The 25,862-nt window shown below is 35.5% G+C and carries 21 protein-coding genes; 8 read left to right on the forward strand and 13 right to left on the reverse strand.

The annotated features are described in order from the left end of the window. Positions 1 to 13: 13 nt before the first annotated feature. Both treP and treR read right to left on the reverse strand, forming a co-directional pair. Positions 14 to 1,441: a PTS system trehalose-specific EIIBC component gene (treP, locus tag DT250_RS26070; protein ID WP_149213926.1), complete on the reverse strand. Its 1,428-nt coding sequence runs from the start codon at positions 1,439 to 1,441 to the stop codon at positions 14 to 16. Positions 1,442 to 1,582: 141 nt separating this feature from the next. Beyond that, positions 1,583 to 2,293 carry a trehalose operon repressor gene (treR, locus tag DT250_RS26075; protein WP_088061842.1) on the reverse strand — a complete coding sequence of 237 codons (711 nt, stop codon included), beginning with the start codon at positions 2,291 to 2,293 and terminating at the stop codon, positions 1,583 to 1,585. 449 nt (positions 2,294 to 2,742) lie between these two features. Here treR and DT250_RS26080 point away from each other — a divergent pair, with 449 nt between their 5' ends. Beyond that, the gene (locus DT250_RS26080; protein WP_000448430.1) at positions 2,743 to 4,140 is read left to right on the forward strand and encodes an amino acid permease; all 1,398 of its coding nucleotides are present in this window, start codon (positions 2,743 to 2,745) and stop codon (positions 4,138 to 4,140) included. A gap of 31 nt (positions 4,141 to 4,171) precedes the next feature. Here DT250_RS26080 and DT250_RS26085 read toward each other — a convergent pair whose 3' ends face one another. Together DT250_RS26085 and DT250_RS26090 are read right to left on the reverse strand one after the other, a co-directional pair. Then, positions 4,172 to 5,875, reverse strand: a complete 1,704-nt coding sequence (locus DT250_RS26085) for a putative bifunctional diguanylate cyclase/phosphodiesterase (RefSeq protein ID WP_087983374.1) — start codon at positions 5,873 to 5,875, stop codon at positions 4,172 to 4,174. 486 nt (positions 5,876 to 6,361) lie between these two features. After that, the gene (locus DT250_RS26090; RefSeq protein WP_141555367.1) at positions 6,362 to 6,736 is read right to left on the reverse strand and encodes a cobalt transporter; all 375 of its coding nucleotides are present in this window, start codon (positions 6,734 to 6,736) and stop codon (positions 6,362 to 6,364) included. Between the two features lie 368 nt (positions 6,737 to 7,104). On the opposite strand from DT250_RS26090, the gene DT250_RS26095 reads away from it, so the two are divergent. From DT250_RS26095 to DT250_RS26105, 3 genes are all read left to right on the forward strand, one after another. Next, on the forward strand, positions 7,105 to 8,634 hold the full coding sequence (locus DT250_RS26095; RefSeq protein WP_060487013.1) for a cardiolipin synthase: 1,530 nt from the start codon (positions 7,105 to 7,107) through the stop codon (positions 8,632 to 8,634). A gap of 127 nt (positions 8,635 to 8,761) precedes the next feature. Beyond that, entirely contained in the window at positions 8,762 to 9,655 is an 894-nt protein-coding gene (locus DT250_RS26100; protein WP_000892965.1) for an ATP-binding protein, read from the forward strand. Between the two features lie 3 nt (positions 9,656 to 9,658). Beyond that, positions 9,659 to 11,542 (forward strand): vWA domain-containing protein, encoded by a 1,884-nt coding sequence (locus DT250_RS26105; RefSeq protein ID WP_088608964.1) that lies wholly within the window; start codon positions 9,659 to 9,661, stop codon positions 11,540 to 11,542. A 38-nt stretch (positions 11,543 to 11,580) separates the two neighbouring features. On the opposite strand, the gene DT250_RS26110 is transcribed toward DT250_RS26105, so the two are convergent. The 3 genes from DT250_RS26110 to DT250_RS26120 are packed head-to-tail and all read right to left on the reverse strand — an operon-like array spanning position 11,581 to position 14,263. Further along, entirely contained in the window at positions 11,581 to 12,003 is a 423-nt protein-coding gene (locus tag DT250_RS26110) for an NUDIX hydrolase (protein WP_149213927.1), read from the reverse strand. Between the two features lie 59 nt (positions 12,004 to 12,062). Continuing rightward, the gene (locus DT250_RS26115; protein WP_000723138.1) at positions 12,063 to 13,028 is read right to left on the reverse strand and encodes an L-threonine 3-dehydrogenase; all 966 of its coding nucleotides are present in this window, start codon (positions 13,026 to 13,028) and stop codon (positions 12,063 to 12,065) included. Positions 13,029 to 13,072: 44 nt separating this feature from the next. Further along, on the reverse strand, positions 13,073 to 14,263 hold the full coding sequence (locus tag DT250_RS26120) for a glycine C-acetyltransferase (RefSeq protein WP_098133111.1): 1,191 nt from the start codon (positions 14,261 to 14,263) through the stop codon (positions 13,073 to 13,075). Between the two features lie 212 nt (positions 14,264 to 14,475). Between DT250_RS26120 and DT250_RS26125 the strand changes: the two genes are divergently transcribed. Then, the gene (locus DT250_RS26125; protein WP_149213928.1) at positions 14,476 to 15,207 is read left to right on the forward strand and encodes a class I SAM-dependent DNA methyltransferase; all 732 of its coding nucleotides are present in this window, start codon (positions 14,476 to 14,478) and stop codon (positions 15,205 to 15,207) included. A 31-nt stretch (positions 15,208 to 15,238) separates the two neighbouring features. Here the strand turns inward: DT250_RS26125 and DT250_RS26130 are convergent, their stop codons facing one another. The 3 genes from DT250_RS26130 to DT250_RS26140 are packed head-to-tail and all read right to left on the reverse strand — an operon-like array spanning position 15,239 to position 18,132. Next, positions 15,239 to 16,060, reverse strand: a complete 822-nt coding sequence (locus DT250_RS26130) for an ABC transporter ATP-binding protein (protein ID WP_149213929.1) — start codon at positions 16,058 to 16,060, stop codon at positions 15,239 to 15,241. Positions 16,061 to 16,072: 12 nt separating this feature from the next. Then, positions 16,073 to 17,131 carry a FecCD family ABC transporter permease gene (locus tag DT250_RS26135; RefSeq protein WP_088061829.1) on the reverse strand — a complete coding sequence of 353 codons (1,059 nt, stop codon included), beginning with the start codon at positions 17,129 to 17,131 and terminating at the stop codon, positions 16,073 to 16,075. Then, positions 17,128 to 18,132: a FecCD family ABC transporter permease gene (locus DT250_RS26140; RefSeq protein WP_088061827.1), complete on the reverse strand. Its 1,005-nt coding sequence runs from the start codon at positions 18,130 to 18,132 to the stop codon at positions 17,128 to 17,130. Before DT250_RS26140 ends, DT250_RS26135 begins: the two co-directional genes overlap by 4 nt. A 172-nt stretch (positions 18,133 to 18,304) precedes the next feature. Between DT250_RS26140 and DT250_RS26145 the strand changes: the two genes are divergently transcribed. Together DT250_RS26145 and DT250_RS26150 are read left to right on the forward strand one after the other, a co-directional pair. Beyond that, positions 18,305 to 19,270 carry an ABC transporter substrate-binding protein gene (locus DT250_RS26145; RefSeq protein WP_149213930.1) on the forward strand — a complete coding sequence of 322 codons (966 nt, stop codon included), beginning with the start codon at positions 18,305 to 18,307 and terminating at the stop codon, positions 19,268 to 19,270. A gap of 381 nt (positions 19,271 to 19,651) precedes the next feature. Further along, the gene (locus tag DT250_RS26150) at positions 19,652 to 21,001 is read left to right on the forward strand and encodes a peptide MFS transporter (RefSeq protein WP_149213931.1); all 1,350 of its coding nucleotides are present in this window, start codon (positions 19,652 to 19,654) and stop codon (positions 20,999 to 21,001) included. Between the two features lie 41 nt (positions 21,002 to 21,042). On the opposite strand, the gene DT250_RS26155 is transcribed toward DT250_RS26150, so the two are convergent. Both DT250_RS26155 and DT250_RS26160 read right to left on the reverse strand, forming a co-directional pair. Continuing rightward, complete coding sequence (locus tag DT250_RS26155) at positions 21,043 to 21,222, reverse strand: acid-soluble spore protein H (RefSeq protein WP_000382688.1); 180 nt, start codon at positions 21,220 to 21,222, stop codon at positions 21,043 to 21,045. A 191-nt stretch (positions 21,223 to 21,413) separates the two neighbouring features. Beyond that, positions 21,414 to 21,701: an ArsR/SmtB family transcription factor gene (locus DT250_RS26160; RefSeq protein ID WP_000081429.1), complete on the reverse strand. Its 288-nt coding sequence runs from the start codon at positions 21,699 to 21,701 to the stop codon at positions 21,414 to 21,416. An 815-nt stretch (positions 21,702 to 22,516) separates the two neighbouring features. Here DT250_RS26160 and DT250_RS26165 point away from each other — a divergent pair. Then, positions 22,517 to 24,136 (forward strand): L-lactate permease, encoded by a 1,620-nt coding sequence (locus tag DT250_RS26165; RefSeq protein WP_000109124.1) that lies wholly within the window; start codon positions 22,517 to 22,519, stop codon positions 24,134 to 24,136. 41 nt (positions 24,137 to 24,177) lie between these two features. Here DT250_RS26165 and aspA read toward each other — a convergent pair whose 3' ends face one another. Next, positions 24,178 to 25,611, reverse strand: coding sequence for an aspartate ammonia-lyase (gene aspA / locus DT250_RS26170; protein ID WP_149213932.1), 1,434 nt, complete (start codon positions 25,609 to 25,611; stop codon positions 24,178 to 24,180). Between the last annotated feature and the right edge of the window lie 251 nt (positions 25,612 to 25,862).

Below are 25,862 nucleotides of genomic sequence, written 5' to 3' on the forward strand. Positions count from 1 at the left end.
GTTTAACTTCCTCCTACTTCTGTTTTACTCGTTTTGCAAATAACCATGTTAACGTAAATGGGATTACAATCGCGATAATCATTCCTACAATAAACATTGGAATCGATTTCGGAATGATAGAAATAAATGCTGGTAATCCGCCAATTCCAATAGCAGGTGCTAATACACCATTTAACGTAATAAATATAGCTGCAATAGCCGATCCTATAATCGCTGCATAGAACGGGAATTTATTTCGTAAGTTTACACCAAACATAGCTGGCTCTGTAATACCGAAATATGCTGAGATTGCTGATGTAGATGCCATGCTTTTATCATTTTGATTTTTAGAAATCCAGAACATCGCAAGTGCCGCACTACCTTGCGCAATGTTAGAAAGAGCAATCATTGGCCAAATGAATGTACCACCGTGCTGTGCAATTAATTGTAAGTCGATAGCAATAAACATATGATGCATACCTGTAATTACAAGCGGTGCATATAATGCTCCAAACAATATTGCTCCAACTACTGGTACTGTTTCATATACACCTACTAATCCAACTGTTAATAAATCTCCAATATGACGTGTAACTGGACCAATAATTCCTAATGCTAACACACCTGTTACGACAATCGTTGTAATTGGTACAACTAATAATTGAATTGCATTTGGTACATGTTTCTTTAAGAAGATTTCCACTTTACTTAATACAAATGCTGCTACTAAAACCGGTAGAATTTGACCTTGATACCCTACCTTTTCAATTTGAAATAATCCTAAAATATCGAAGTACTCAATCTTTTGTCCATCTAAACCAGTCGCTGCTTTTCCATAATCCCACGCGTTTAATAAGGCTGGATGCACAAGCATTAATCCCATAACAATCCCTAATATCGGGCTACCACCAAAACGCTTCGTTGCTGACCAACCGACAAGTGCTGGTAAGAATACGAATGCTGTATTCGCCATCATATTAATTAAATCCCAAAGCCCACTTAAGTTTGGATACACATCTAATAAATTTTTACCTTCAAAAAATAAGTCCTTTGCCCCTAATAGATTGTTAATTCCCATTAGTAAACCAGCTGTTACGATGGCTGGTAATATCGGCATAAATACATCTGAAAATACCTTTACAAACTTTTGAGCTGGATTTAACTTTTGGTTTCCAGAATCTTTTACATCAGCTACTGTCGCTTCCTTCATACCTGCAAGCGTTATCAATTCGGCATAAACTCGATCAACATCTCCTGGACCGATTACAATTTGAAATACTCCAGCGTTATGAAACGCTCCCTTCACTAATGAAACAGACTGTAATTTATCGTTATCTATTTTACTTTCATCTTTTAAAGCGATACGGAGCCTCGTTACACAATGTGCAGCTTGTTCAATATTGTCTTTTCCACCAATATACTGCAACACTTCCTCTGCTGTTTGACGATAGTCTTTCCCCATATTCCCGTCCCTCTTTTCTTTTTTTGATACCGTTTACAATTACATATTAACTCGTATATATAAGTTAGTCAACACTCGTATATACGAGTTTGTGATTTTTTTATAAAAAAAAGAGATGAAACGTTATTTCGTTCCATCTCCTTATTTTCTCCGCGCCACATCCGAAAAATGAAAAATATCTAAACGATGGCGTGATTCTGTATATTCGAACTGACTTCCATCATAAAAATGCGTAAAGTTTTTCACAACGACAACATAGTCTGTTCCATTTAAATCTAAATACTCTCTATCGTCCTCTGTACATGGCTGCACTTCAATTACCCTCTGTGAGTAACTAATATGAAGACCTAATTCTTTCTCAATGTATTTATAAATGGATTCCGCTGCAATTTCACTCGTTAATCCAGGAATATATTCCGATACAAAATGATTAATATCCAAAATTACTTTTTCTCCATCAATATTTCGTACTCGTTTAATATGATCTATTTCTGTTTTCTCTTTCACATTTAATAGCTTTGCAACTTCTTTTGTCGCTTTTACTTTCTCCATTTCCACGACTTCTGTAATACAATGGCGTCCTAAACGTTCATTTTCTTCTTGGAAACTTACAATACCACCAAAGTTGAATTCAATGTTTTTTCGCTTTAAAACAAAAACACCTTTTCCATGTATTTTTTGAACATATCCACGCTCTTGTAATAAATCTACAGCTTTTCTTACCGTACCGCGGCTTGCTTCATACTGCTTCATTAATTCAGTTTCGGATGGGATTTTGCATCCCTCTTTTAATCGCTTATTATCAATAGACTTACTGATTTCTGTATAAATTTGTTCATACTTACTCATCATCTACAATAGCCCCTTGTCACCTTCTAATTCTATATGTATTATACCATGCTACACTCTTCTGCCAATCTCTCACTTATTTTCCAGTATAGGAAAAATACAGGTAAATATTTAATCTCTAAAACGTATTTTTATAAAAATTTTTATATTTTTCTTTTCATTCAAAAAAACATGTAGTATACTAACTTCAAAATCAGAGGAGAAAGGGAGCAAAGAACTATGCTTACTTATACAACAATTGTAGTTACATTTGCACAAAAACATCATCATCATACGTAACCCTTGAAACCTAGCGGAAAAATTACGCGTAGGTACAAGGGTTATTCCCGTTGTACCTACGTTAGGCGAAGAGCCATGTAGGTATTTTTTATCTACATGGCTCTTTTTTTATTGCCAAAAAGCTAGTAAAAAATGATGTTTAAGCAAAACTTACTACAAAGGAGTTAACAAAAATGGAAACGAAAAAATGGGGATTATGGATTTTAACAGCTTTTGTAATCGGAAATATGGTTGGCGGTGGCGTATTTATGCTCCCAGCAAATTTAGCACACGTATCAGGTCCAATGGGTTCTACACTTGCATGGAGTATTACAGGTCTTGGCGTATTTATGATTGCACTCGTATTTGGAAATTTAGCAATCCGAAAACCAGAATTAAAAGCTGGACCACAAAGTTATGCTCAAGCGATGTTCCCTTCAAAAAAAGCGGGTAAAGTTGCAGGATATAGTATGGCATGGGGGTATTGGGCTGCGAACTGGGCTGCAACAGCATCTGTTATTATTTCCTTTGCTGGATATTTATCAACATTCTTTCCAGTTTTACAAAGTAAGCAAATTCTCTTTTCTACGAACGGATTTTCACTAGAACTCGGAAAAGGACTAACTTTCCTCGTATGTAGCCTTATGCTATGGGGAATTCAATATATTCTTTCTCAAAATATTGACCGAGCTGGAAATATGAATCTTCTTGCTACCATTGCAAAAATTATTGGATTTACAATGTTTATTGTAATCACATTATTCATTTTCAATGCCTCTAATTTCGGAGACGGTCAAACATTTATGAATGAAGCAGGACAATCAATTTCGTTAGGTGGACAAATCAATTCAGCTGCTATCGCAACACTTTGGGCATTTATCGGTATTGAATCTGCTGTAATGCTTTCTAACCGTGCAAAATCTCAGCGCGATGTAAAAAAAGCTACCATTTTCGGGTTGATTATCGCTCTTCTTATTTACATGTCAATTACTTTACTTACAATGGGAGCTCTCTCGCAAGATGCTTTAAAAGAATCTCAAAAACCATTAGTAGACGCATTAAATTTAGCAATTGGCAATAAAGGTGCCTATATCATGGCTTTACTTGCACTTGTATCTTTATTTGGATCTACAGTTGGCTGGATCGTTGTTAGTTCAGAAGTACCTTACCAGGCAGCCAAGAATGGACTTTTCCCTAAGTTTTTCGCGAAAACAAATAAAAAAGGTAGTCCTTCAAAATCATTATTTATTACAAATGTGATGACGCAAATTTTCTTATTCTCAACGATTTCTGGTACCGTATCAGAAGCTTATAATTTCGCTATCGTTGTAGCAACATTAGCTTATTTAATTCCATACCTTGTTTCTACGCTGTACCAATTCAAATTGGTTATTACAGGAGAAACGTATGATATAATGCCTGGCTCTCGAATAAAGGATGGGATCATTACCACATTAGCATTTGTATACTCTATTTGGGTTATCAAAACCGGAACTGCTGATTTAAAAACGTTCTTCTTAGGAATTGGATTGTTCGTATTAGGTCTTATTCTTTATCCAGTACTAATGAAAAACTCACAAAAAACGAATTAAAAAAAGAGAAGCTACCAGCTTCTCTTTTTTATTAAAAATCTGTAATTAACTTTTCTTTTAACTCTCCTACAGATAAAGGTTTCGCATAATAAAATCCTTGGACGTAATCACAGCCCATAGATTGTAATAAACTTTCTTGCTCTACTGTTTCTACTCCTTCAGCAACTACTGCTAAATTTAAGCTATGGGCAATTTCAATAACAGATTTTACAATCGTTCGCTCTGGCTGTGCGTGATCATAATGAAATTCACGAATAAAGTTACGATCAATTTTCACTATATCCAGTGGCAGTTGCTTTAAATAATATAAGGAAGAATAACCTGTTCCAAAGTCATCTAAAGCAATTAAAATACCCATATTTCTTAATTCTTGTAATGTAGCAATAATATAATCAAAATGGCGAACAGCGATACTTTCCGTTACTTCCAAAATTAAACGATTCGGTGGAAAGCCAGTTCTCCTTAAAATGCTACGTACAGATATAATAAAACGCTTTTGCATTAATTGTTGTATGGATAAATTAACAGATAACTTTAGTCCTTCTTCGTAATCTGGCAATGTTTTAAACAAGCGACATGACTTTTCTAATACCCAGTCTCCTAATTTTATAATAAGTCCAGATTCTTCAGCTACTGGAATAAATTCGCCTGGCGAAATAGGCCCTTCTTCTGTCGAACAACGTGCTAAAGCCTCAATACCGGTATATTTCTTCGTTTTCAAATCAATAATAGGCTGCAGTACCACATCTAATTCTTCATCACGGATTGCCTTTTGCAAAGCGAATTCAATTTTCATTCTACGATTTATTTTCGCACGTAACTCATCTGTAAAGAAACACGCGGCATTTCTGCCTTGTTCTTTCGCACTGTACATGGCTAAATCCGAATTTTTCAATAGAGTTTCTACATCTTGTCCGTCTTGCGGATATGCGCACAGTCCTAGACTAGCTGAAATGTATACTTCATGACCTTCAAGCATAAATGGGGCCTGAAAACATGACAACACAGATGTTGCTAACTGCCTCATTTCATCTTGTTTATGATTTTTTGTTAACAGCACAAATTCGTCGCCACCCAGCCTAGCCAGAACGTCTTTCTCTCCTAGCACATAATGCAACCGTGAAGCAACTTCGCTTAAAAGTAAATCCCCTATCATATGACCTAGCGTATCGTTTACTAATTTAAAACGATCCAAATCAAAATAAATCATACCAAATTCTTTTTTTCCTGCAATCATCTCGTTTACAGTCGTTATTAGCTGCAATCGGTTCGGTAAACTCGTTAAAGCATCATGATACGCAAGCTCCCTATAACGACTTTCACTTAACCGCAACCTCTGTTCTGCTTCTTTCCTACTACTAATATCATTTCGGATCGCGATAAATTGATACGGCTCTCCTTTTTCATTTAAAAACGGAACAATTGTTGTTTTAACCCAATAATACGTCCCATCTTTTGCTTGATTTCGAATCTCACCTCTCCATACTTTTCCGTTCAAAATGCGCTTCCATAGAATTTGAAAAAATGTTTTCGGGTGATACCCTGAATTTAAAATACGATGATCTTTCCCTATTAACTCTTCTCGTGTATATTTGGAGATTTCACAAAACTTATCATTTACATATGTAATAAGACCATTTCGGTCTGTAATCGCAACAATTGAAGACTCATCTAATGCTAACTTTAAATCTCGCAATGAAGAGTCATATAATGCATGACCTCTTTGTTCTAGCATGCGCATCTCTCCTTGCTTCCTATCTGACTAAAACACAACTTGTTTCTCTTCATAGAAATAGAGATATTTCATTTCTTAATAATAGCTATTTGCATTCATCACATTTTGAAATATGCCGATTAAAATAACATAATATTATTTGTAATAAAAAGCAATATAATACCGTTTCAATTATAAATAGTAGTTTCTTATCGCTATAATTAGCTTACTTTATTATAATTCATTCTCTTACATTCCTTTATAGCTAGCTCTATACAATGCCTATTCCCTATTAATCCCGCTCATACCTAACCTCTTTACTTTACTAGCGAAATAGAATTTCGAGCACACTATACAACTATTCACGGATAATAATATAAAAGTTAAAATTAGTATATATGTTTTTGAATTACAATAACAAAATATTAACATATTTTTACCTTTATTTTGGAAATATTTTATAAATACTTTATTAAACTAAAAAAAGAGGAAAGCCTCTTTTTTAGTTTAATACGGATATGGTATTTGCTGATACCCCGGATATGGAGTTGGATATGGTGCTGGGTATGGTGCTGGGTATGGCGCTGGATAAGTTACTGGGTACGGTGCCGGATAGTATCCTCCACTTGCTGCACCCGTTAATGCACCAGCTGTAAGTCCACCTAACACGCCTCCAGCAAAACTTCCTGGGAAAAATCCACCGCCCCATGAGCCGCCACCCCAGCCCCATCCACCTCCGTGATGGTGGTGATGATCATAGTGATTGTGCCCTCCATGATGGTGATGTCCGCCGTTATGGTTGTGCCCTCCATGAGGATGATGATTACGATAATACAATCCGTTATTTTCTATATAATTCATGTTTCCCCTCTCCTTTTCCATTTTCTCATCTTAATAGGTATTGTATGGATAGTACGGACCTTGTTAGTAACCTATATAATTAAGAAGAATCCGCGTAATAAAGATAACTATATCCTGGTCTTCATCATGCACCTGCTACAAATCCATGATATGGTTATCCCCTTTCCTATATAAAGGGCAAGGGTTTTGTCCCTCCTACACTGTTTATTAACCAGCAAATAGCTGGATAATAACGTCACAATATAATGTATGTAGGACAAATGCGGAAAGCATGGGGAAAATGTCTATATTTTGTAAAAAAAACAAAACACTTTATAATAAGAATGTCGGATTATACCTTTTTATATAAGAAGTCTATACTTAAGAAAGATTAGAGGAATTTTATAGAAATGAAGAAGCCTATCGTTCAATTACTATCAATATTTGTAATTATATCTATCGTTCTTTTCCTATTAAATACATCATTTATTTCGTTATATACATTTGTCGGCGCTCTCTGGTCCATCACAATCATAGGAATTTCATTCGTTATTTTCATCGAAAATAGGTCTCCTCAAAGCACCTTAGCGTGGTTTTTAGTATTAGCACTTCTTCCCGTTATAGGGGTGCTTTTATACTCTATTTTCGGTCGTAGCCGTTGGAGAAGAAAAAAACATCTCCATCGTTCAGAAGAACAAAGAAAATTATTCCGTGAAATATTAGAAGGAAGACGACTAGAATTAGCACTCACAGTCCCCTTACATGAACGTTCTGTACATTTAACAGAAGTCGTACAAAAATTTGGAGGCGGGCCTGCCGCAGATAGAACGACGACAAAACTTTTAACAAATGGAGATCAAACATTCTCAGAAATTTTGCAAGCTATCGAGCAAGCAAAACATCACATACATATTCAATACTATATTTATAAATCTGATGAGATTGGTACGAAAGTTCGAGATGCTTTAATAAAAAAAGCAAAATCTGGTGTTATTGTACGCTTTCTTTATGATGGACTCGGAAGTAACACTTTAAGAAGACGCTTTTTAAAACCTATGAAAGAAGCTGGGATCGAAATTGTAGAATTTGACCCTATTTTTTCAGCTTGGTTACTTGAAACAGTCAATTATCGTAACCACCGTAAAATCGTTATTGTAGATGGAGAAATCGGTTTTACTGGTGGACTCAACGTCGGTGATGAATACCTTGGTCGTTCAAAAAAATTCCCCATTTGGCGTGATAGCCATTTAAAAATAGAAGGGAAAGCGTTATATAAATTACAAGCAATCTTTCTAGAGGATTGGCTCTATGCATCTAGTGGGTTGAATACTTATTCTTGGGATCAATTTATGAATAGACAATACTTCCCAGGTAAAGAAATTTCAAATGCAGAAGGTGCTGTGCAAATTGTAGCGAGCGGACCAAGCTCAGATGATAAAAGCATTCGCAATACATTATTAGCTGTTATGGGATCTGCAAAAAAATCGATTTGGATCGCTACACCTTACTTTATTCCAGATCAAGAAACTTTAACATTATTACGTTTAAGTGCAATATCTGGCATAGATGTACGCATTTTATATCCTGGTAAAAGTGATAGTATTATTAGTGATCAAGCATCTCAGTCCTACTTCACTCCGCTTTTAAAAGCTGGTGCTTCCATTTATAGTTATAAAGATGGTTTTATGCATGCAAAAATTGTACTCGTTGATGATAAGATCGCGACAATTGGAACGGCAAATATGGACGTACGCAGCTTTGAATTAAATTATGAACTTATTAGCGTACTATATGAATCAGAAACCGTTCATGATATTAAACATGATTTTGAAGACGACTTTAAGCATTCCACTGAAATTAAATGGAACGCATTCCAAAAAAGAAGTATCAAAAAACGAATATTAGAGTCTTTCATGCGACTCATTTCTCCTTTACTGTAAGCAATCAATGTAACATTGATTGCTTTTTCTTTTCCATTTCCCCTCTCTCCTTTTCTTTGCATACCATATTAAAACAAGTTATCATAAGATGTATTACTTTATGAAAATAATGTTAGGTGGGAAATACATGTTAGAACAATTTCATATACATGCTGATTTAAAACAACAGCTCTCAACCATTCACGAAAAAAATAAACAAGAAGCTGGTGAAAATGCACATTTAATTGGAAAGAAAATATATAAAGCATCTGATAACAGCATTATTGAAGATGCTATTACAGCACTTCTTCTTGGCAAAAACATTCTATTAAAAGGGCCGACTGGTAGTGGTAAAACAGTACTAGCTGAAACTCTTTCTTCTTTATTCCAAAAACCAATGCATAGCATTAACTGTTCTGTTGACCTAGATGTAGAAGGTATTTTAGGATACAACACACTACAAACGAAAGATGGCGCATCTGAAGTTACATTCGTTAACGGCCCTCTTATGAAAGCAATGAAGAACGGTCATTTCCTATATATTGATGAAATCAATATGGCAAAACCTGAAACGTTACCACTTCTTCACGGTGCATTAGATTACCGTAAAATGATTACAAATCCATTTACACAAGAGGTTGTATATGGCGATGACGAGTATCGTGTAATTGCAGCAATTAATGAAGGTTACGTTGGAACAAGTGAACTAAACGAAGCATTAAAAAACCGTTTCGTTATTATTGAAGTTCCATACATTCAAGGTGACACATTAAAAGAACTATTACTATCTGAATCAAAATTAAATGATGTTGCAACAATTGAAAAGTTCGTTGCATTTGCAAGCGACCTTATGCCTTTAGCTCGTGACGGACGTGTAAGTGAAGAAGCAGCAAGTATTCGTGGCATTATCGACGCATGTGATTTAGGTGTATATATTCCTGTTATGCGTGCAATTGAACGTAGTATTATCGCAAAATTAAACGATGAAACAGAACAAATGACTGTCCGTGAATTAGCAGAAAGTTATTTCTTTGAGGGATAATTCATGAGACAAATTTTTAGTGACAAAAAAATTGATGCGTCGCTTTTTCTACAAATGGAAAACTTAATGTATGCTCTTCTAAAAGAAGACGATGCCTACCTTGAGTATGGCTATAAAGCATACTACGACGAAATTGAAAAAAAGGTTGTCATTAGTCACTTTTGGGATGATCGAAAAGAAGAGGATACAGTAATCGGATTAAAAAGCGAAGTGTTTTTAAAAGCACTTGGTAATAAACATTACTCGGACATGACTTTAATTCGTTCTTATGCGATTGAATTACAAGAATCACCCTTAAAAAAGTTTTTAACACAATTATTTGTTCTATTAGAAGATTTACGTGTTGAGGAAATCGTAAAAAACTTACGCCCTGGCACAAAGCATGTTTTTAAAAGAAGAAAAGAAATGTATCGCAATTACTTTGGTTCACAAAATGAAATCAATCGTGTTCGTAACTATCACGGTGATCGTCTATTTTGTCTCTGCTATCTTTCATTAACGAGCGATAAATATGAAATGTTTAATAATGAATATTTCGAGCAAATTGAAGCAATTTTGCATGAAACATTCCAAGCTCGTAATACAGAAGACATTATGTATATCGTTGAAAAAATTCGCTATCGTTTAGAAGGACTTCTTGAAAGTGATATGCTTAATAATTATTTCGGACATGCTCCGCTTTATTTATCTGTCATTGCAGACGAAAAGAACTGTCGCGTCGAAGATTTAGCAAATGATGATACGCAGCTCATAGATGACGATGAAAATAAAAACAAAATGGATGAAAGTTTCTCCACATGGCATCGTGAAAATAAAAATAACGAAAACGAGAATTTTTTACGCTTTGAATTAGAAAGCGGAACAAAAACAAACATGATGGGCGATACTGCTCGTGAATCAGAAGATGGCGACCAAGCACTTGGTTCTGTACAAGGTACTTCTCAAAAGAGTACACAATCCAACTTTGATGGCGCTGATACAGAAGAAGCAAGAGCTTCACACGCTTCTAGCCAAAACGAGGGTGCATACGGTAAGTATAACGTTGGTGCTTCTCATATATTTAAAGAAGCTCGCAAATCAAATCCTGATGAAAAAAAGGATTACCAAGCTATCAAATCAGTCGTTAATAAAGATGTAAAAGAATTAAAGAAAATTATCGAAAAAACGATTGAAAATAAAACGAATGCAAATAGTGATAAATATTACGGAAGACTTCGTAAGAAATTCCTTCGTATTTATACTGAAAAGCAGCCGCGCATGTTTTATAAAAAAGGACAAGAATCACAAGAACTTGACGTTGCATTCCAACTACTAGTGGACTGCTCTGGTTCTATGTATAACAAAATGGAAGAAACGAAAAAGAGTGTGGTCCTATTCCATGAAGCATTGAAATCTTTAAAAATCCCGCACGCCATTAGTGGATTTTGGGAAGATGCTTCTAGTGCTAAGCCTGAGGATAAGCCAAACGTTATCCATGAAGTTGTAACGTATAAAAACTCAACGTTACCAAACGTCGGTCCAGAAATTATGCAGCTTCGCGAAGAAGAAGATAACCGCGACGGATATATTATTCGTATCGTTTCTGAAAAGCTTGCAAAAAGACCAGAAAAACATAAATTCTTACTTGTCTTTACAGACGGTGAGCCTTCTGCGCTAGACTATCAACAAGACGGTATTTTAGATACGCATGAAGCTGTCAAACTTGCTCGTAAAAGTGGTATGGAAGTAATCGGAATCTTCATAGAAGAAGGCGAAGCGAAAGAAGCCACTTATCAATTAATGAAGAACATTTATAACCATCACTTCTTAGTTGCAAATCATGCTGAAGATTTACGTCTGAAGATTAAACCACTATTGAAAAAGTTACTACTGAAGACGATTGAATAGAAAAACAGGAGCGTTGTCGCTCCTGTTTTTTCTTTCAATCACTTTGTTTCTGATTGAAACTTATATGGAATGGCTACTTCTAATAATGCCTCGAATCCGCCATCGTAGAATGGGAATCGTTCATTTGCGATCGTTCGATTCACCCACTCTATTGCAGAAATTTCTTCTTCATCTCCCGCAATCAGTTCACCTTTTACTACATTTGCTCGGAATGTAAAAAGTATCGCATGATTCCCTGATTCTTCAAAGAATTTTTCATTGATCGCAACAAGTCCACCTGTCACGGCAGTTAAACCTGTCTCTTCTTTCACTTCTCTTATTAGTGCTTCCTCTAATATTTCACCTTTTTCAACAGCCCCACCCGGCAGTGACCAAACGTTTTGTTCTATATTATGTACCATTAATATTTTATCTGTTTCTTCATCATGTATTAGTGCATATACGACGTCAACTCTTTGCATAAGACTTCTCTCCCTCAAAAAATAAAGAAGAGCCAATTCCTAAGAATCGACCCTTCCTATTAATTTATCACTAACTCAGCTGTGAGCTTTTTTTTTAACTTAGCCAACATGTCAGTTGTCATTTTGTCTAAATCGTATTCTGCTTTAAAGCCCCACTCTTTCATTGCTGCTGTTGCATCAATAGAGTTTGGCCAGCTATCAGCGATTGTTTGACGAGCAGGATCTACAGCGTAATCCATTGTAAACGTCGGGATGTGTTTACGAATTGATGCTGCGATTTGCTCTGGCTCAAAGCTCATTGCTGTAATATTGAACGCATTTCTATGCACAAGCTTACTTGGATCAGCTTCCATTAATGAAATGATCGCTTGTAAAGCATCTGGCATGTACATCATATCCATGTATGTTCCTTCTGCAATGTATGAGGTGTATGTGCCTTTTTTAATCGCCTCATAATAAATTTCAACCGCATAATCAGTTGTTCCGCCTCCTGGAGGAGCTACGTAAGAAATTAAACCAGGGAAACGTACACCGCGCGTATCAACGCCAAACTTTTGATGATAATAATCACATAGTAATTCTCCTGCTACTTTGTTTACCCCATACATCGTAGTAGGACGCTGAATTGTATCTTGTGGCGTATTATCTTTCGGCGTTGATGGACCGAATGCACCGATAGAACTTGGCGTGAAAAACTTACAGTTTAATTCACGAGCTGCTTCTAATGCATTTACAAGTCCACCCATATTTAAATTCCAAGCAAATAACGGATTTTTTTCTGCTGTTGCTGAAAGTAAAGCTGCTAAATGAATAATTGTATCTACTTCATTACGCTTTGCGATATCATGTAGTTTTTGTCCATCTGTTACATCTAACGTTTCAAATGGACCAGACGTTACTACTTCACTATCTGTTTCACGAATATCTGTTGCAATAACATTTGATGCACCGTATACATCACGAAGTTTCATTACTAATTCAGAACCAATTTGCCCTAAAGAACCGGTTACTAGAATTTTTTTCATTTTCCCCACTCCTCATTTGCAAGCTATTCAAAAGATGTCTTTACTTAAATGATGCCCATTTCTTTCCCTACTTTTTCATACTTACGAATTGCTTCATCTAACATTTCTTTCGTATGAGCTGCTGTAGGCATATTACGAACGCGTCCTGTTCCTTTAGCTACAGTTGGGAACACGATAGATTTTGCATATACGCCTTCTTCATTTAGACGTTTACTAAATTCTTGTGTTAATACTTCGTCACCAATAATACAAGGTGTAATTGGCGTTTCACTTTCTCCAATGTTAAAGCCAAGTTCTTTTAACCCTTGTTTTAAATAGCGGCCATTTTCCCAGAGACAATCATGTAACTCTGTGCTTTCCATTAAAATTTCAATTGATCGCATACATGCAGCTGCATCAGCTGGTGTTAATGCTGTGGAGAATAAGAATGGACGTGAACGAACTTTTAACCAGTCAATTAAGTTTTGTTTCCCTGCTACATATCCACCAATTACCCCAATTGCTTTTGATAATGTACCAATTTGGAAATCAACTTTATCAGATAGACCGAAATGCTTTACAGTTCCTGCACCTTTTCCAAGTACCCCTGAACCGTGTGCATCGTCTACATATGTCATTAAATCTAATTCTTCTGCAATCTCAACAATCTCTGGTAATTTTGCAACATCTCCATCCATTGAGAAGACACCGTCTGTAATTACCATTAATTTATTGTAAAGACCTGATTCTTTCGCTGCGATTGCTTTTTGGCGTAAATCTTCCATATCAGAATGTTTATAAACGATGATTTTCGCTCTTGATAAACGACTACCATCAATAATAGAAGCATGGTTTAATTCGTCTGAAAGAATCGCATCATTTTTATCCATAACGGCTGAAATCGCTGCCATATTACAGTTAAATCCTGATTGGTAAGCAATTGCTGCTTCTGTATGTTTAAACTTTGCAATTGTCTCTTCTAATTTAATATGCAAATCTAAAGTACCGTTAATTGTACGAACAGCTCCTGCTCCAACGCCGTACTTATGAATTGCACCAATTGCTGCTTCTTGCAAACGGCTATCTGTTGCTAATCCAAGATAGTTGTTTGAAGATAAGTTAATATATTCTTTTCCGCCAATTGTAATGATCGGTCCATTTGAACTCTCAAGCGGATCAATTACGTTATAAAGCCCCTTTGATTTTAAATCCTCTAAATTTTCTTCTAAAAATTTTGCAAGTGTTTTACTAGACATTGTGAAGCCTCCCATCGTTCATGTAAGCGGATTATTGTCTTAATAGTTCTAATAATCCCTCTACTAGCTTAACACGTTTTTAGAATTTATTATAGAAAAATAGTTTAAAGTAACCGCTTACAATTCTAGATTATATATGATTCATTACAAGAAATCTATCATTTACTTTTCATATTTGGTAGAATAAAAAAATATTTAAGGGGGCTTCAATCATGGCATTTACTGAATCTGATGTATATAATAACGAAGCATTTTTTGAACAATATATGAAACGAAGATACCGAGAAAATAGCCCAAATGAATCACTTGAAAAACCAGCCTTCTTTCAACTCATTGGTGATGTGAAAGGAAAGAAAATCCTCGATTTAGGCTGCGGTGACGCCAAGTTTGGCGAGGAATTATTAGAGAATGGCTGCCACTCTTACACTGGTATTGAAGGCTCCGAACTTATGTATGAAAAAGCTAAAAAACAACTAGAAAATAAAAATGGAACCGTCCATTGTTTAAACCTCAAAGACTACACATACCCTCCTTCTACTTTTGATTTAGTAACGTCTAGACTCGCCTTACATTATATTGAACATCTTCCTATCATTTTTCAAAATGTGTACGAAGCTTTAAAAACAAATGGACTCTTTACTTTTAGTGTTCAACACCCTGTTATTACTTCTTCATTTGAAAGCTTGCAAACGAGCGGAAAAAGAACAAGCTGGCTCGTCGATGATTATTTTAAAATGGGAAAACGCGTTGAACCTTGGATTGATCAAGAAGTTATTAAATATCATCGTACAACGGAAGAATATTTTACATTATTACAACAAGCTAGATTTACGATTACAAATATAAAAGAAGCTACACCAAATCAAACTTATTTTCAGAGCGAAGAAGAATATGAACGACGTTTACGAATTCCCCTCTTCCTACTATTCTCTTGCGAAAAATAAAAAAGACGATGAATCATCATCGACTTTTTTATTATCTCATTGCCTGAGCAACCTCTTTACGTACACGTCTTCCTTTTCCATGTGGAATACAAAGTGGCGTCCCAAATAACGGATCCGTACTAATTTGACATTCCATTCGGAACACATCACGTACTAGCTTCTCATCTACTACTTCTTCTGGCTTACCTTGTGCATATATTTGTTTATCTTGAATGGCTACAATATTGTCTGCATAACGGCATGCTAAATTTAAATCGTGTAATACCATAACAATTGTTCTTTGTTCTGTTTCATTTAATTCAAATAATAAATCTAGCACTTCAATTTGGTGAGTCATATCTAAATATGTAGTAGGCTCATCCAGTAAAATGATATCTGTATCTTGTGCAAGCGTCATTGCAATCCAAGCACGTTGACGTTGTCCACCTGAAAGAGCATGCACATCACGCTCAGCAAATTCTGTCATACCTGTTGCTGCAAGTGCTTTTTGTACCATTTCTTCATCTTTTTCTGACCATTGCTTCAGCCATGTTTGATATGGATAACGCCCTTGCTTTACAAGCTGCAATACTGTAAGTCCTTCTGGCGCTTGCGGTCCTTGCGGTAAAATTGCCATTTGACGAGCAATTTGCTTCGTTTGCATACTTTGAATGGCTTGATTATCTAACAAAATGTCACCAGTTGTTGGCTTTAATAATCTAGCTAGTGAACGTAATAAAGTTGATTTCCCGCAACCGTTAGAACCGATAAAGATTGTAATTTCGCCTTTTGGAATTTCTAAATTCAACTCATCAATAATAATTGTTTCACCATAAGACAACGTCAAACGTTTCGTCTCCAATGCTCTTTGCATATTCATCTCCCTTTATGAATTCCGACTTTTATAAAGTAAATAAATAAAATAAGGTGCACCAATTGCTGATGTAAATACCCCTGCTGGAATTTCAAGTGGTGTGAAAACTGTACGCCCAATTAAATCTGCAGCAAGTACTAAAATTGCACCAACAATAGCCGCAACCGGGAGTAATGCACCGTATAAAGAACCAACTAGTCTTCGTGAAATATGAGGTGCCATTAAACCGACAAACCCAATTCCTCCGGCAAAGGCAACTGCGCCACCAATTAAAGCTGTACTCAGTAATAACATGAATACGCGTGACTTCGTTAAAGGAACACCAAGTCCTACCGCAATATCATCCCCTAGCTCTTGTGCATTTAAATGTCTAGCAGCTATAAATGATATTACCGTTAAAATGAGAACCCACGGCGCAAGCACCATAACGTTTTGCCATGAAGAGCCGTAAACAGTACCTGTAATCCATACATTCGCTTGACTCGCTTGATAAATTGGCGCTAACAACATAAACAAAGTCGTTGCCGCTTTCGTTAATGCCCAAAAACCAACACCAATTAAAACAAGACTAATCGGTGATAATCCGTCATTTCTCCATGCAAATAAATATACAAAAAGCGCTACAATCGTTGCCCCAGCGAAGGCTGCTAACGGCATATAATGAATGCTTACGGTTAGCGCATTATTTTTATCACTGAATATAGCTAAAAATAATACAACTGCAACACTTGCACCACCTGTAATCCCGATGATATCAGGAGAAGCCAGTGGATTTCGAACGAGACCCTGTAAAATACATCCTGCTACAGCAAGTGCGATTCCTACAAGGATGGCAATCAAAATACGCGGCATACGAAACTTGTTTACAACCATATTTGACATTGCATCGCCATTTCCAGTAATCGCTTGCCATACATCATACGGAGGAATTTTCATGTCTCCCATACCTGCACTCGCAAAAAATACTCCTATTAAAACAACTAGTAAACTGAATAAGACGAGACAAGCTCGTTTATACATTAAAAACGAGAGCCCACCTTTTCCTATACGAAACGGAATATACTTCTTCATTTGCTAAGCCCTCTCTTACGTGCAATATAAATAAAGAATGGTGCCCCGATAAACGCTGTCATAACCCCTACTGGTACTTCTTGTGGCATAATGACATATCTTGCTGCTATATCAGCTAAGATTAATAGTATTGCACCTAACAATCCGCTATACGGTACTCTCCACCTGTGATCTACTCCAACAAGAAATCTGGCAAAATGCGGAGTAACAATACCAATAAATCCAATCGGACCAGCGACTGCAACTGAACCACCAGACAACAGGACAATAATAAATAGTACGAATGATTTCATTAAAATCGTTCTTTGTCCAAGTCCTTTTGCAACGTCTTCCCCCATCATTATTGTATTTACTTTCCCTGCCATCATAAGAGATGCGATCCAGCCTACTAATAAATATGGGAATACAGATTGTAAAATTTCTAACTTTCTTCCTTGCACAGATCCGGCAAGCCAAAACAGTACTTCTTCAAGCGCTTTTTCATTTAACACAAGTAATCCTTGTGTTAATGATGAAAATAACGCACTAATTGCGACCCCTGCTAACGTTAACTTAAGAGGCGTCGTCCCTTCTTTTCCTAAAGAACTAGAAGCAAATACGAGCACAGCTGCAATTGCTGCCCCTAAAAAGGCAATCCACGTGAAAGCTGATAATGATGTCACGGAAAAAATAACAATTGCTACAACTATGAAGAAAGCAGCACCTGAATTTAATCCAATAAAATCTGGAGAAGCAAGTGGATTCTTCGTTAAAGTTTGCATAAGACAACCGGCAATGGCTAAACTAGCACCAACACTAGCTGCAATTAATGCCCTTGGTAAACGCACATTTTGAATAATAATATGTTCATTGGAACCATTAAAATGAAAAAAAGCATCTAACGCTAATTTCCAGCTCGTATTTGTATATCCGAAAATAATACTTCCCCAAATACAAATAATGACTGCAATGATTCCAACAAATAATCCAATCCATTTTGCTTGATTTGTTTTTAATAACATGCAGCGTTTCCCCTTCAATGTATAATGATACGTTGTAAGTGTATTTCAACTTAATTCTCATTGTCAACGATAATGAGAACTATTTTCATTGATATGTATTGACAATCAAAAGATAAAAGCTTAATATCATGCTTGCTATTGAAAAAACTTCTCAGTATGTAGGGGGTACATAATGAATTTAACACGAAAGAAATCGTTTACAGTATTTGTATTTTTACTAGCCTTTTCATTACTTTTAAGTGCTTGTGGAAAATCAAATACGAAAGAGGAAACAAAAGAAGATACAAAAAAAGAAATGATTACGGTGGAACACGCAATGGGTAAAACAGAAGTTCCTGCTAATCCAAAACGTGTAGTCATTTTAACAAATGAAGGAACTGAAGCTTTACTTGAACTAGGTGTGAAACCAGTTGGGGCTGTAAAATCTTGGACTGGGGATCCATGGTATCCACATATTAAAGATAAAATGAAAGATGTAAAAGTTGTTGGTGATGAGGGACAAGTGAACGTGGAAACAATCGCTTCTTTAAAACCAGACTTAATTATCGGTAACAAAATGCGTCACGAAAAAGTGTACGAGCAACTAACAGCAATTGCACCTACTGTGTTCTCTGAGACGCTACGTGGTGAATGGAAAGATAACTTCAAATTTTATGCAAAAGCATTAAATAAAGAAAAAGAAGGTCAAAAGGTTTTAGCTGATTACGATAAAAGTATGCAAGATTTAAAAGCTAAACTAGGCGATAAAGTAAATCAAGAAATCTCTATGGTTCGCTTCATGCCTGGTGATGTTCGTATTTATCATGGTGATACATTCTCTGGTGTTATTTTAAAAGAGCTTGGATTTAAACGCCCTGGTGACCAAAATAAAGACGACTTTGCAGAGCGTAACGTGTCTAAAGAACGTATTTCTGCAATGGATGGCGACGTATTATTCTACTTCACATTCGATAAAGGAAATGAGAAAAAAGGCTCTGAATTAGAAAAAGAATATATCAATGATCCGCTATTTAAAAATTTAAATGCAGTGAAAAATGGTAAAGCATACAAAGTTGATGACGTTATTTGGAATACAGCTGGTGGTGTAATGGCTGCTAACCTACTATTAGATGATATCGAAAAACGCTTTGTTAAATAATATTTCCTTAACCAGCTCCCCTTCTATGGAGCTGGTTATTTTTCAATTCACTTAAATGTCACATTATTTCATTTTGTATTTTTATTCCCAATATGTTATATTATAAAAATAAATAGTATATATTTTCTTTATACCGAAATATATATTTTAATCTAAATTTTCTGATTAATCACTATTTTGAATTCGTTTAGAATTCAATTACTACATTTGAAAACGCTTATTATCGAGTTTTCAGGGCAAAATACAATAACGGTTGAAGGAAAATAGAACTTTTTTAGAAATTTTCTTTCTATTTCCATATAATTCTATTGACTTCTAAATATTTTGTAAATTAAAATGATTACATAAATATCCGTTATACAGGATTAGGGGGAAACAAAAATGGATGCAGCTTTAAAATTAGACAAAGCTGGAGAGCAACAATCACCAAAAAAACATCCACCAGGGTTATACTTGTTGTTCTTTACAGAGGCATGGGAAAGATTTAGCTATTACGGAATGCGTGCCTTAATAGTTCTTTATTTATCAACGAGCTTAATAAGTGGCGGTTTAGGATTTGATAAAGCAACTGCAGTACAAATTTACAGTATTTTCACAATGTTAGTATACTTCACGCCGATTATCGGCGGTTGGCTAACTGACCATTTCATATCGAAACGTCACGCCATTACTATTGGTGGTATCATTATGGCAATTGGTAACTTCGTACTATTTTCAATGAACACGAAAACTGGAGTTTTCTTAGGATTAGGATTATTAGTTATTGGTAACGGATTCTTCAAACCAAATATTTCGACTTTATTAGGTCAATTATATAGCGAAAATGATTCTCGCCGTGATAGTGCCTTCACTATCTTCTACATGGGAATTAACTTAGGGGCTCTTATTGCTCCAATCATTTGCGGTTATTTCGCAGATTATAAATATGGATTCTTAACAGCTTGTATCGGTATGGTTATTGGACAGATTATATTTAACTTATTAGCACCTCGTTACTTAGGATCAATCGGAACAACTGTTGTAGGGAAAAAATCTAAAGAAAAAAATGCAAAAGCAATTGAGAAAAAACCTTTAACAACACAAGAGAAAAAACGTACTACTGCAATTTTAATTTTAACTTGTTTCGTTGTATTCTTCTGGGCAGGATTTGAACAAGCTGGTAGTTCTTTAACACTTTACACAGATAAGTTCGTGGATCGTACAATTGGTGGATTTACAATTCCAACACCTTGGTTCCAATCTGTAAACCCACTATTCATTATCTTACTAGCATTACCTGTTTCTGCATTATGGATTAAACTTTCAAAAACGAAAAATGGTGACTTAAAAATCCCAACAAAAATGGCATTTGGTATGATTTTACTAGGGATTGGATATTTAGTTCTAACTTTAGCTGTATTAAAAACTGGTAGCGATGAAAGTAATATTGCAATGAAAGCAAACTTACTATTCATTGTATTCACTTACATGTTCCATACAATCGGTGAATTATTCTTATCACCAATCGGATTATCTATGGTAAGTGCAATCGCTCCGGTTAAATTAGCATCATTATTAATGGGTGTATGGTTAGCTGGTACTGGCTTCGCAAACTTATTAGCAGGACAATTAGCTGCCTTCACTCAATCTTTAGGCTATTTAGAAGTATTCGCAAGCATCGGTGTTATCGTAATCGTGCTAGGATTAGTACTTCTTATGTTCTCTAAGAAAATTGCACATATGATGGAATAGGAAATAAAAAGACGCTTCTAAAATTAGAAGCGTCTTTTTTATCATTTCTCCTCTAAAGCCGTCACGTTCACGTGAACGCTTTCCCCAGGATTAGATACATCATACACTTGAGCAACTCCACTCTGCTCGTCACAGCTCTCAATCCATACTGGTACGCCCTCATATGTAACGTCAATGCTACTTGAAGAAGATAAGATTTGTTTCACACGTTTTACATCCATACTACTATTCCTCCTTTTACTTACTACACTCCTTTCTATCTTTTCTTTTCCCTTTAGAATATATTCCATACAGTAGCATGTTAATTCGTAGCCTTTTCTTCCTTACATGCTAACATTTACTCTCATATCACCTTTCTGACAAATAAAAAAAGACGTATATCCCACACGTCTTTTTCCATAATATTCAAATTTTAAGAAAATAATGTTTTTACAACTTCACTTACTTTATCATTATGAATTTGATAATACACTTCTAGTCCTCGTCTTTCAAAGCGCACTACTTTATTTTGTTTTAATTTCGTTAAATGTTGCGAAACCGTTGATTGTGGAATTTCTAACACTTCCTGTAATTGTGTTACATTACAAGTTCCACGTTGCATTAGTTCCATTACTAGGCGTAAACGTAACGGATGCGCTAACGCTCTTAACATTTGTACATCTTCTTCTGAAATACGACATTCGAATTGATTTTGGCTCATAAAGTTCCCCTCATTTTCGTTTTTATTTTCTTTTTATTTATTTATATATCTGTTCTTATATTTCCTGTTACGACATAACTTTATCAACCTATAATGCTGAAAATTTTTTCCACCTTTATCAGGAAAGAATTCAGGAAAAATTCCTTGCTGATTTTGAATATTATACTATATGATATAATGAAAAAGCAAAAGTAAGGGCTATGAATACTTTGCTTACAAACGTTGTTTTATCAAGCTTTTTGTTATATTTTCACCTCACTGCAACGTACAGTAACGATATTGTAAAATACCGTCTATAATTGATAACCTATCGTAACGTATTCGGGTTATATTTAACCTCTTTGTTATGCTAAAAGGAATTTTCAGTAAAAAAAGATAATGTAATATTAAAAATTGACTTATTGTTGTTTTAATTCGTATTGTACTTGCTCAGACTGTTATTCAAAACTTCCTATTAAATGCATTTGGTTTCTCTTTCTTACTAGATCAACTTAGACCAGCATGTGACACCTATCAAATTTCAACATCCTATATACTTAATGCAAAGACGTCATCTAACATATAAGATTAATGATATACGAACAAATAAAACAATATAGAAATAACTTCAAAAAGCAAACTCAAATCTATTTGAGTTTGCTTTTTGTCTACTTTATGAACAAAGCATTTCTTTTAATACTATTATGGAATAATTATACTTTTTTACGTTGACAATAGTGTTGAAGGAGAATATACTAAGCATGTAAGTTGATTGTGAATTGTTTCACAAATAATGTGAATTTCTTCACATAAAATAGATAGGAGTTGTCATTATTATGAGTACTTGGACACAAATTTATGACCCATTAAACAATATTTGGTTATCTGCACTAATCGCAGCACTTCCAATTTTCTGCTTCATCATTTGTTTAATGGGACTGAAAATGAAAAGTTATATGGCTGGTCTTTACAGTGTGATTGTCGCTATTATTCTTGCTATATTCGTTTATAAAATGCCAGCAACCGTAGCTGTAGCATCTGCCGGATTCGGTGTTTTATCTGGATTTTATCCAATTTGTACTATCGTTATCGCAGCAATTTTCCTTTACAAATTAACTGTTAAAACAGAGCAATTCAACATCATTCGTGATAGTATTTCAAGCATTACAAATGATCAACGTTTACAAGTATTATTAATCGCTTATTCTTTCGGTGCTTTCTTAGAAGGCGCAGCTGGTTTAGGGGTTCCAGTTGCTATTACAGCTGCATTACTTGTGGGTATGGGCTTTAATCCATTAAAAGCAGCAGGTATTTGTTTAGTAGCTAACATCGCTGGTGGTGCTATGGGTGCTATGGGTATCCCAGTTACAGTACCAGCACAATTAACTGAGCTAGACGCATTAACTATCGGTCGTCAAACTGTTCTTATTTTACCATTCATTAGTATTGTTTTACCTTTCTTACTTGTTTCAATGGTTGATGGAATTAAAGGTATTAAAGAAACTTGGCAAGGTATTCTTGTAAGTGGTTTTTCTTTCGCTATAACTCAGTTCCTTGTGACTTACTTCTTAGGTGCAGAACTTACTAATATTTTCGCAGCCGTTGTAAGTATGGTTTCTCTAGCATTATTCTTACGTGTTTGGCAACCAAAATCTTCTTCTACAGAAGAAAAACAAGAAAAACAAGAATCTCATACATTCAATCAAATTTTATATGCTTGGTCTCCATTCGTATTCTTAACTGCATTCGTAACAATCTTTAATTTAAAACCAATTAAAGCTTTATTTGCTCCGGATGGCGCACTAGCAAACTTAGTATTTAACATTCAGTTCCCTGGTCTTCATAATGCTGTTATGAAAACTACACCAATTACAAAAGCTGATACACCTTTCGCGGCTGTTTTCAAGTTTGATGTATTCTCATCTACAACTACTGCAATCGTATTAGCAATTATTGTTTCACTTATCGTTTACCGCGTAAAAGGTAAAATGGTTAAAGAATTAATAGTAGAAACAATGAAAGAACTAAAAGCTCCAGTATATACAATCTGTAGCGTTATCGCTTTAGCTTACGTAGAGAACTACTCTGGTATGTCATCTACACTTGGACTGGCATTCTCTTCTACTGGTAATGCATTCCCAGTTCTTTCTCCAATCTTAGGATGGATTGGCGTATTCATTACAGGTTCAGTAGTATCAAGTGGTTCATTATTCGCACCGCTTCAAGCAGTAACTGCAGATCAATTAAACATCGTTCCTTCTACTCTTGTTGCATTAAACGTAGTAGGTGGTACAATGGCAAAAATGGTTTCACCACAATCTGTAGCCGTTGCTTGTGCAGCAGTTGGACTAGTTGGTAAAGAGTCTGCCCTATTTAAAACAGCGATGAAATACAGTTTAATCTTCTTAGCTATTATTAGCTTACTTCAATTAAACGCTGTATTTAATATCTTTTAAAAATAAAACACCGATCCAAATGGATCGGTGTTTTATTCATATTACATCTTCTTATTCTTTAATAAAGAAGCTCCAGCAATTTCAGGATGCGTCATTTCGAATGGATCTAAAATAATATCCAATTCTTCTTCTGTCAGTACACCATGTTCTAAACATAGCTCCCTAACAGATTTTCCTGTTTCAATTGCTTCACGTGCAATACGAGATGCTACTTCGTAACCAATATGAGGGTTCACCGCTGTAATAATTCCAACACTTTTCTCTACATATTGCTTCAGCAATTCTTCATTTGCTGTAATTCCTTTAATACAATATTCACGGAATACACGGAATCCGTTATTCATAATACTAATAGATTGAATTAAATTAAATACGAGTACAGGCTCCATTACGTTTAACTCTAATTGTCCTGCTTCTGATGCTAAGCAAATTGTATGATCATTACCAATTACTTGGAAAGCAACTTGATTAATTACTTCTGCCATAACAGGATTTACTTTACCTGGCATAATAGATGAACCTGGTTGGCGAGCTGGTAATTGAATTTCCGCCAATCCAACACGTGGACCAGATGCCATAATACGAAGATCATTTGCAATTTTAGACATATTCATCATACATACTTTTAATGCCGCAGATACTTCTGTGTATGCATCTGTGTTTTGCGTTGCATCAACTAAATGCTCTGCACCAACAAGTGGGAATCCGCTAAATGTTCGCAAGTGTTTAACCACTTGTTCAATGTACGTAGGGTTTGCATTTAATCCCGTACCAACAGCTGTCGCCCCCATGTTCACTTCATATAAATGTTGGCGAGACTGTTTAATTCTTTTTATATCACGTTCAAGCACTCGGCTATACGCTTCAAATTCTTGTCCAAGACGAATCGGAACAGCATCTTGTAAATGTGTACGTCCCATTTTAATGACGTGGTCGAACTCTTTTGCTTTTTCACGGAAAGCAGCATGAAGTTCTTCCATTGTAATAAGAAGTTCTTCTAACATCATAAGAGTTGCAATATGAATTCCCGTTGGAAACGCATCATTCGTTGATTGAGCCATGTTCACATGCGTGTTTGGGCTAATTTTCACATACTCGCCTTTTTCACATCCCATACGTTCTAAAGCTCGATTAGCGATTACTTCATTTGTATTCATATTAATAGAAGTTCCAGCACCGCCTTGGATTGGATCCACGATAAATTGATCATGGAATTTCCCATCAACAATTTCTTGCGCTGCCTCTGCAATTTCATATCCAATGTCTTTAGCTAAGTAACCAGTATCCATATTTGCAAGTGCCGCCGCTTTTTTCACAATTGCCATTGCCGTAATGAGTGACGGATGAATGCGATATCCTGTAATCGGGAAGTTTTCTACAGCACGTAATGTTTGTACCCCATAATAAGCTACACTCGGTACTTCCTTTTCACCTAAAAAATCTTTCTCTATACGTATATCCTTCGTTGCTATCATTTTCATCACCTATACTTTTCATTCTAAATCCTTATCTAAAAAATTCGCCTCTAAAAAAACGAGTATCATTCAGAAGAATTTTTCAGTATCCACCTTCACTATATAGTACCTTTTTTGAAAGCGCAAACATTTATTTTTCTATATATACCTTTTATAAAGTGAAACTTTAATCAGTGGGGGTTTTGTTGATCCCCCACCTAACTTCTTCGCTTTCGCTGAATTTTGAAGTAGGGGTCTTACTGCCCACAAAT

Origin of the sequence: Bacillus sp. AR2-1 (assembly GCF_008368755.1) — a bacterium.
GTDB classification, from domain to species: Bacteria; Bacillota; Bacilli; order Bacillales; family Bacillaceae_G; genus Bacillus_A; species Bacillus_A wiedmannii.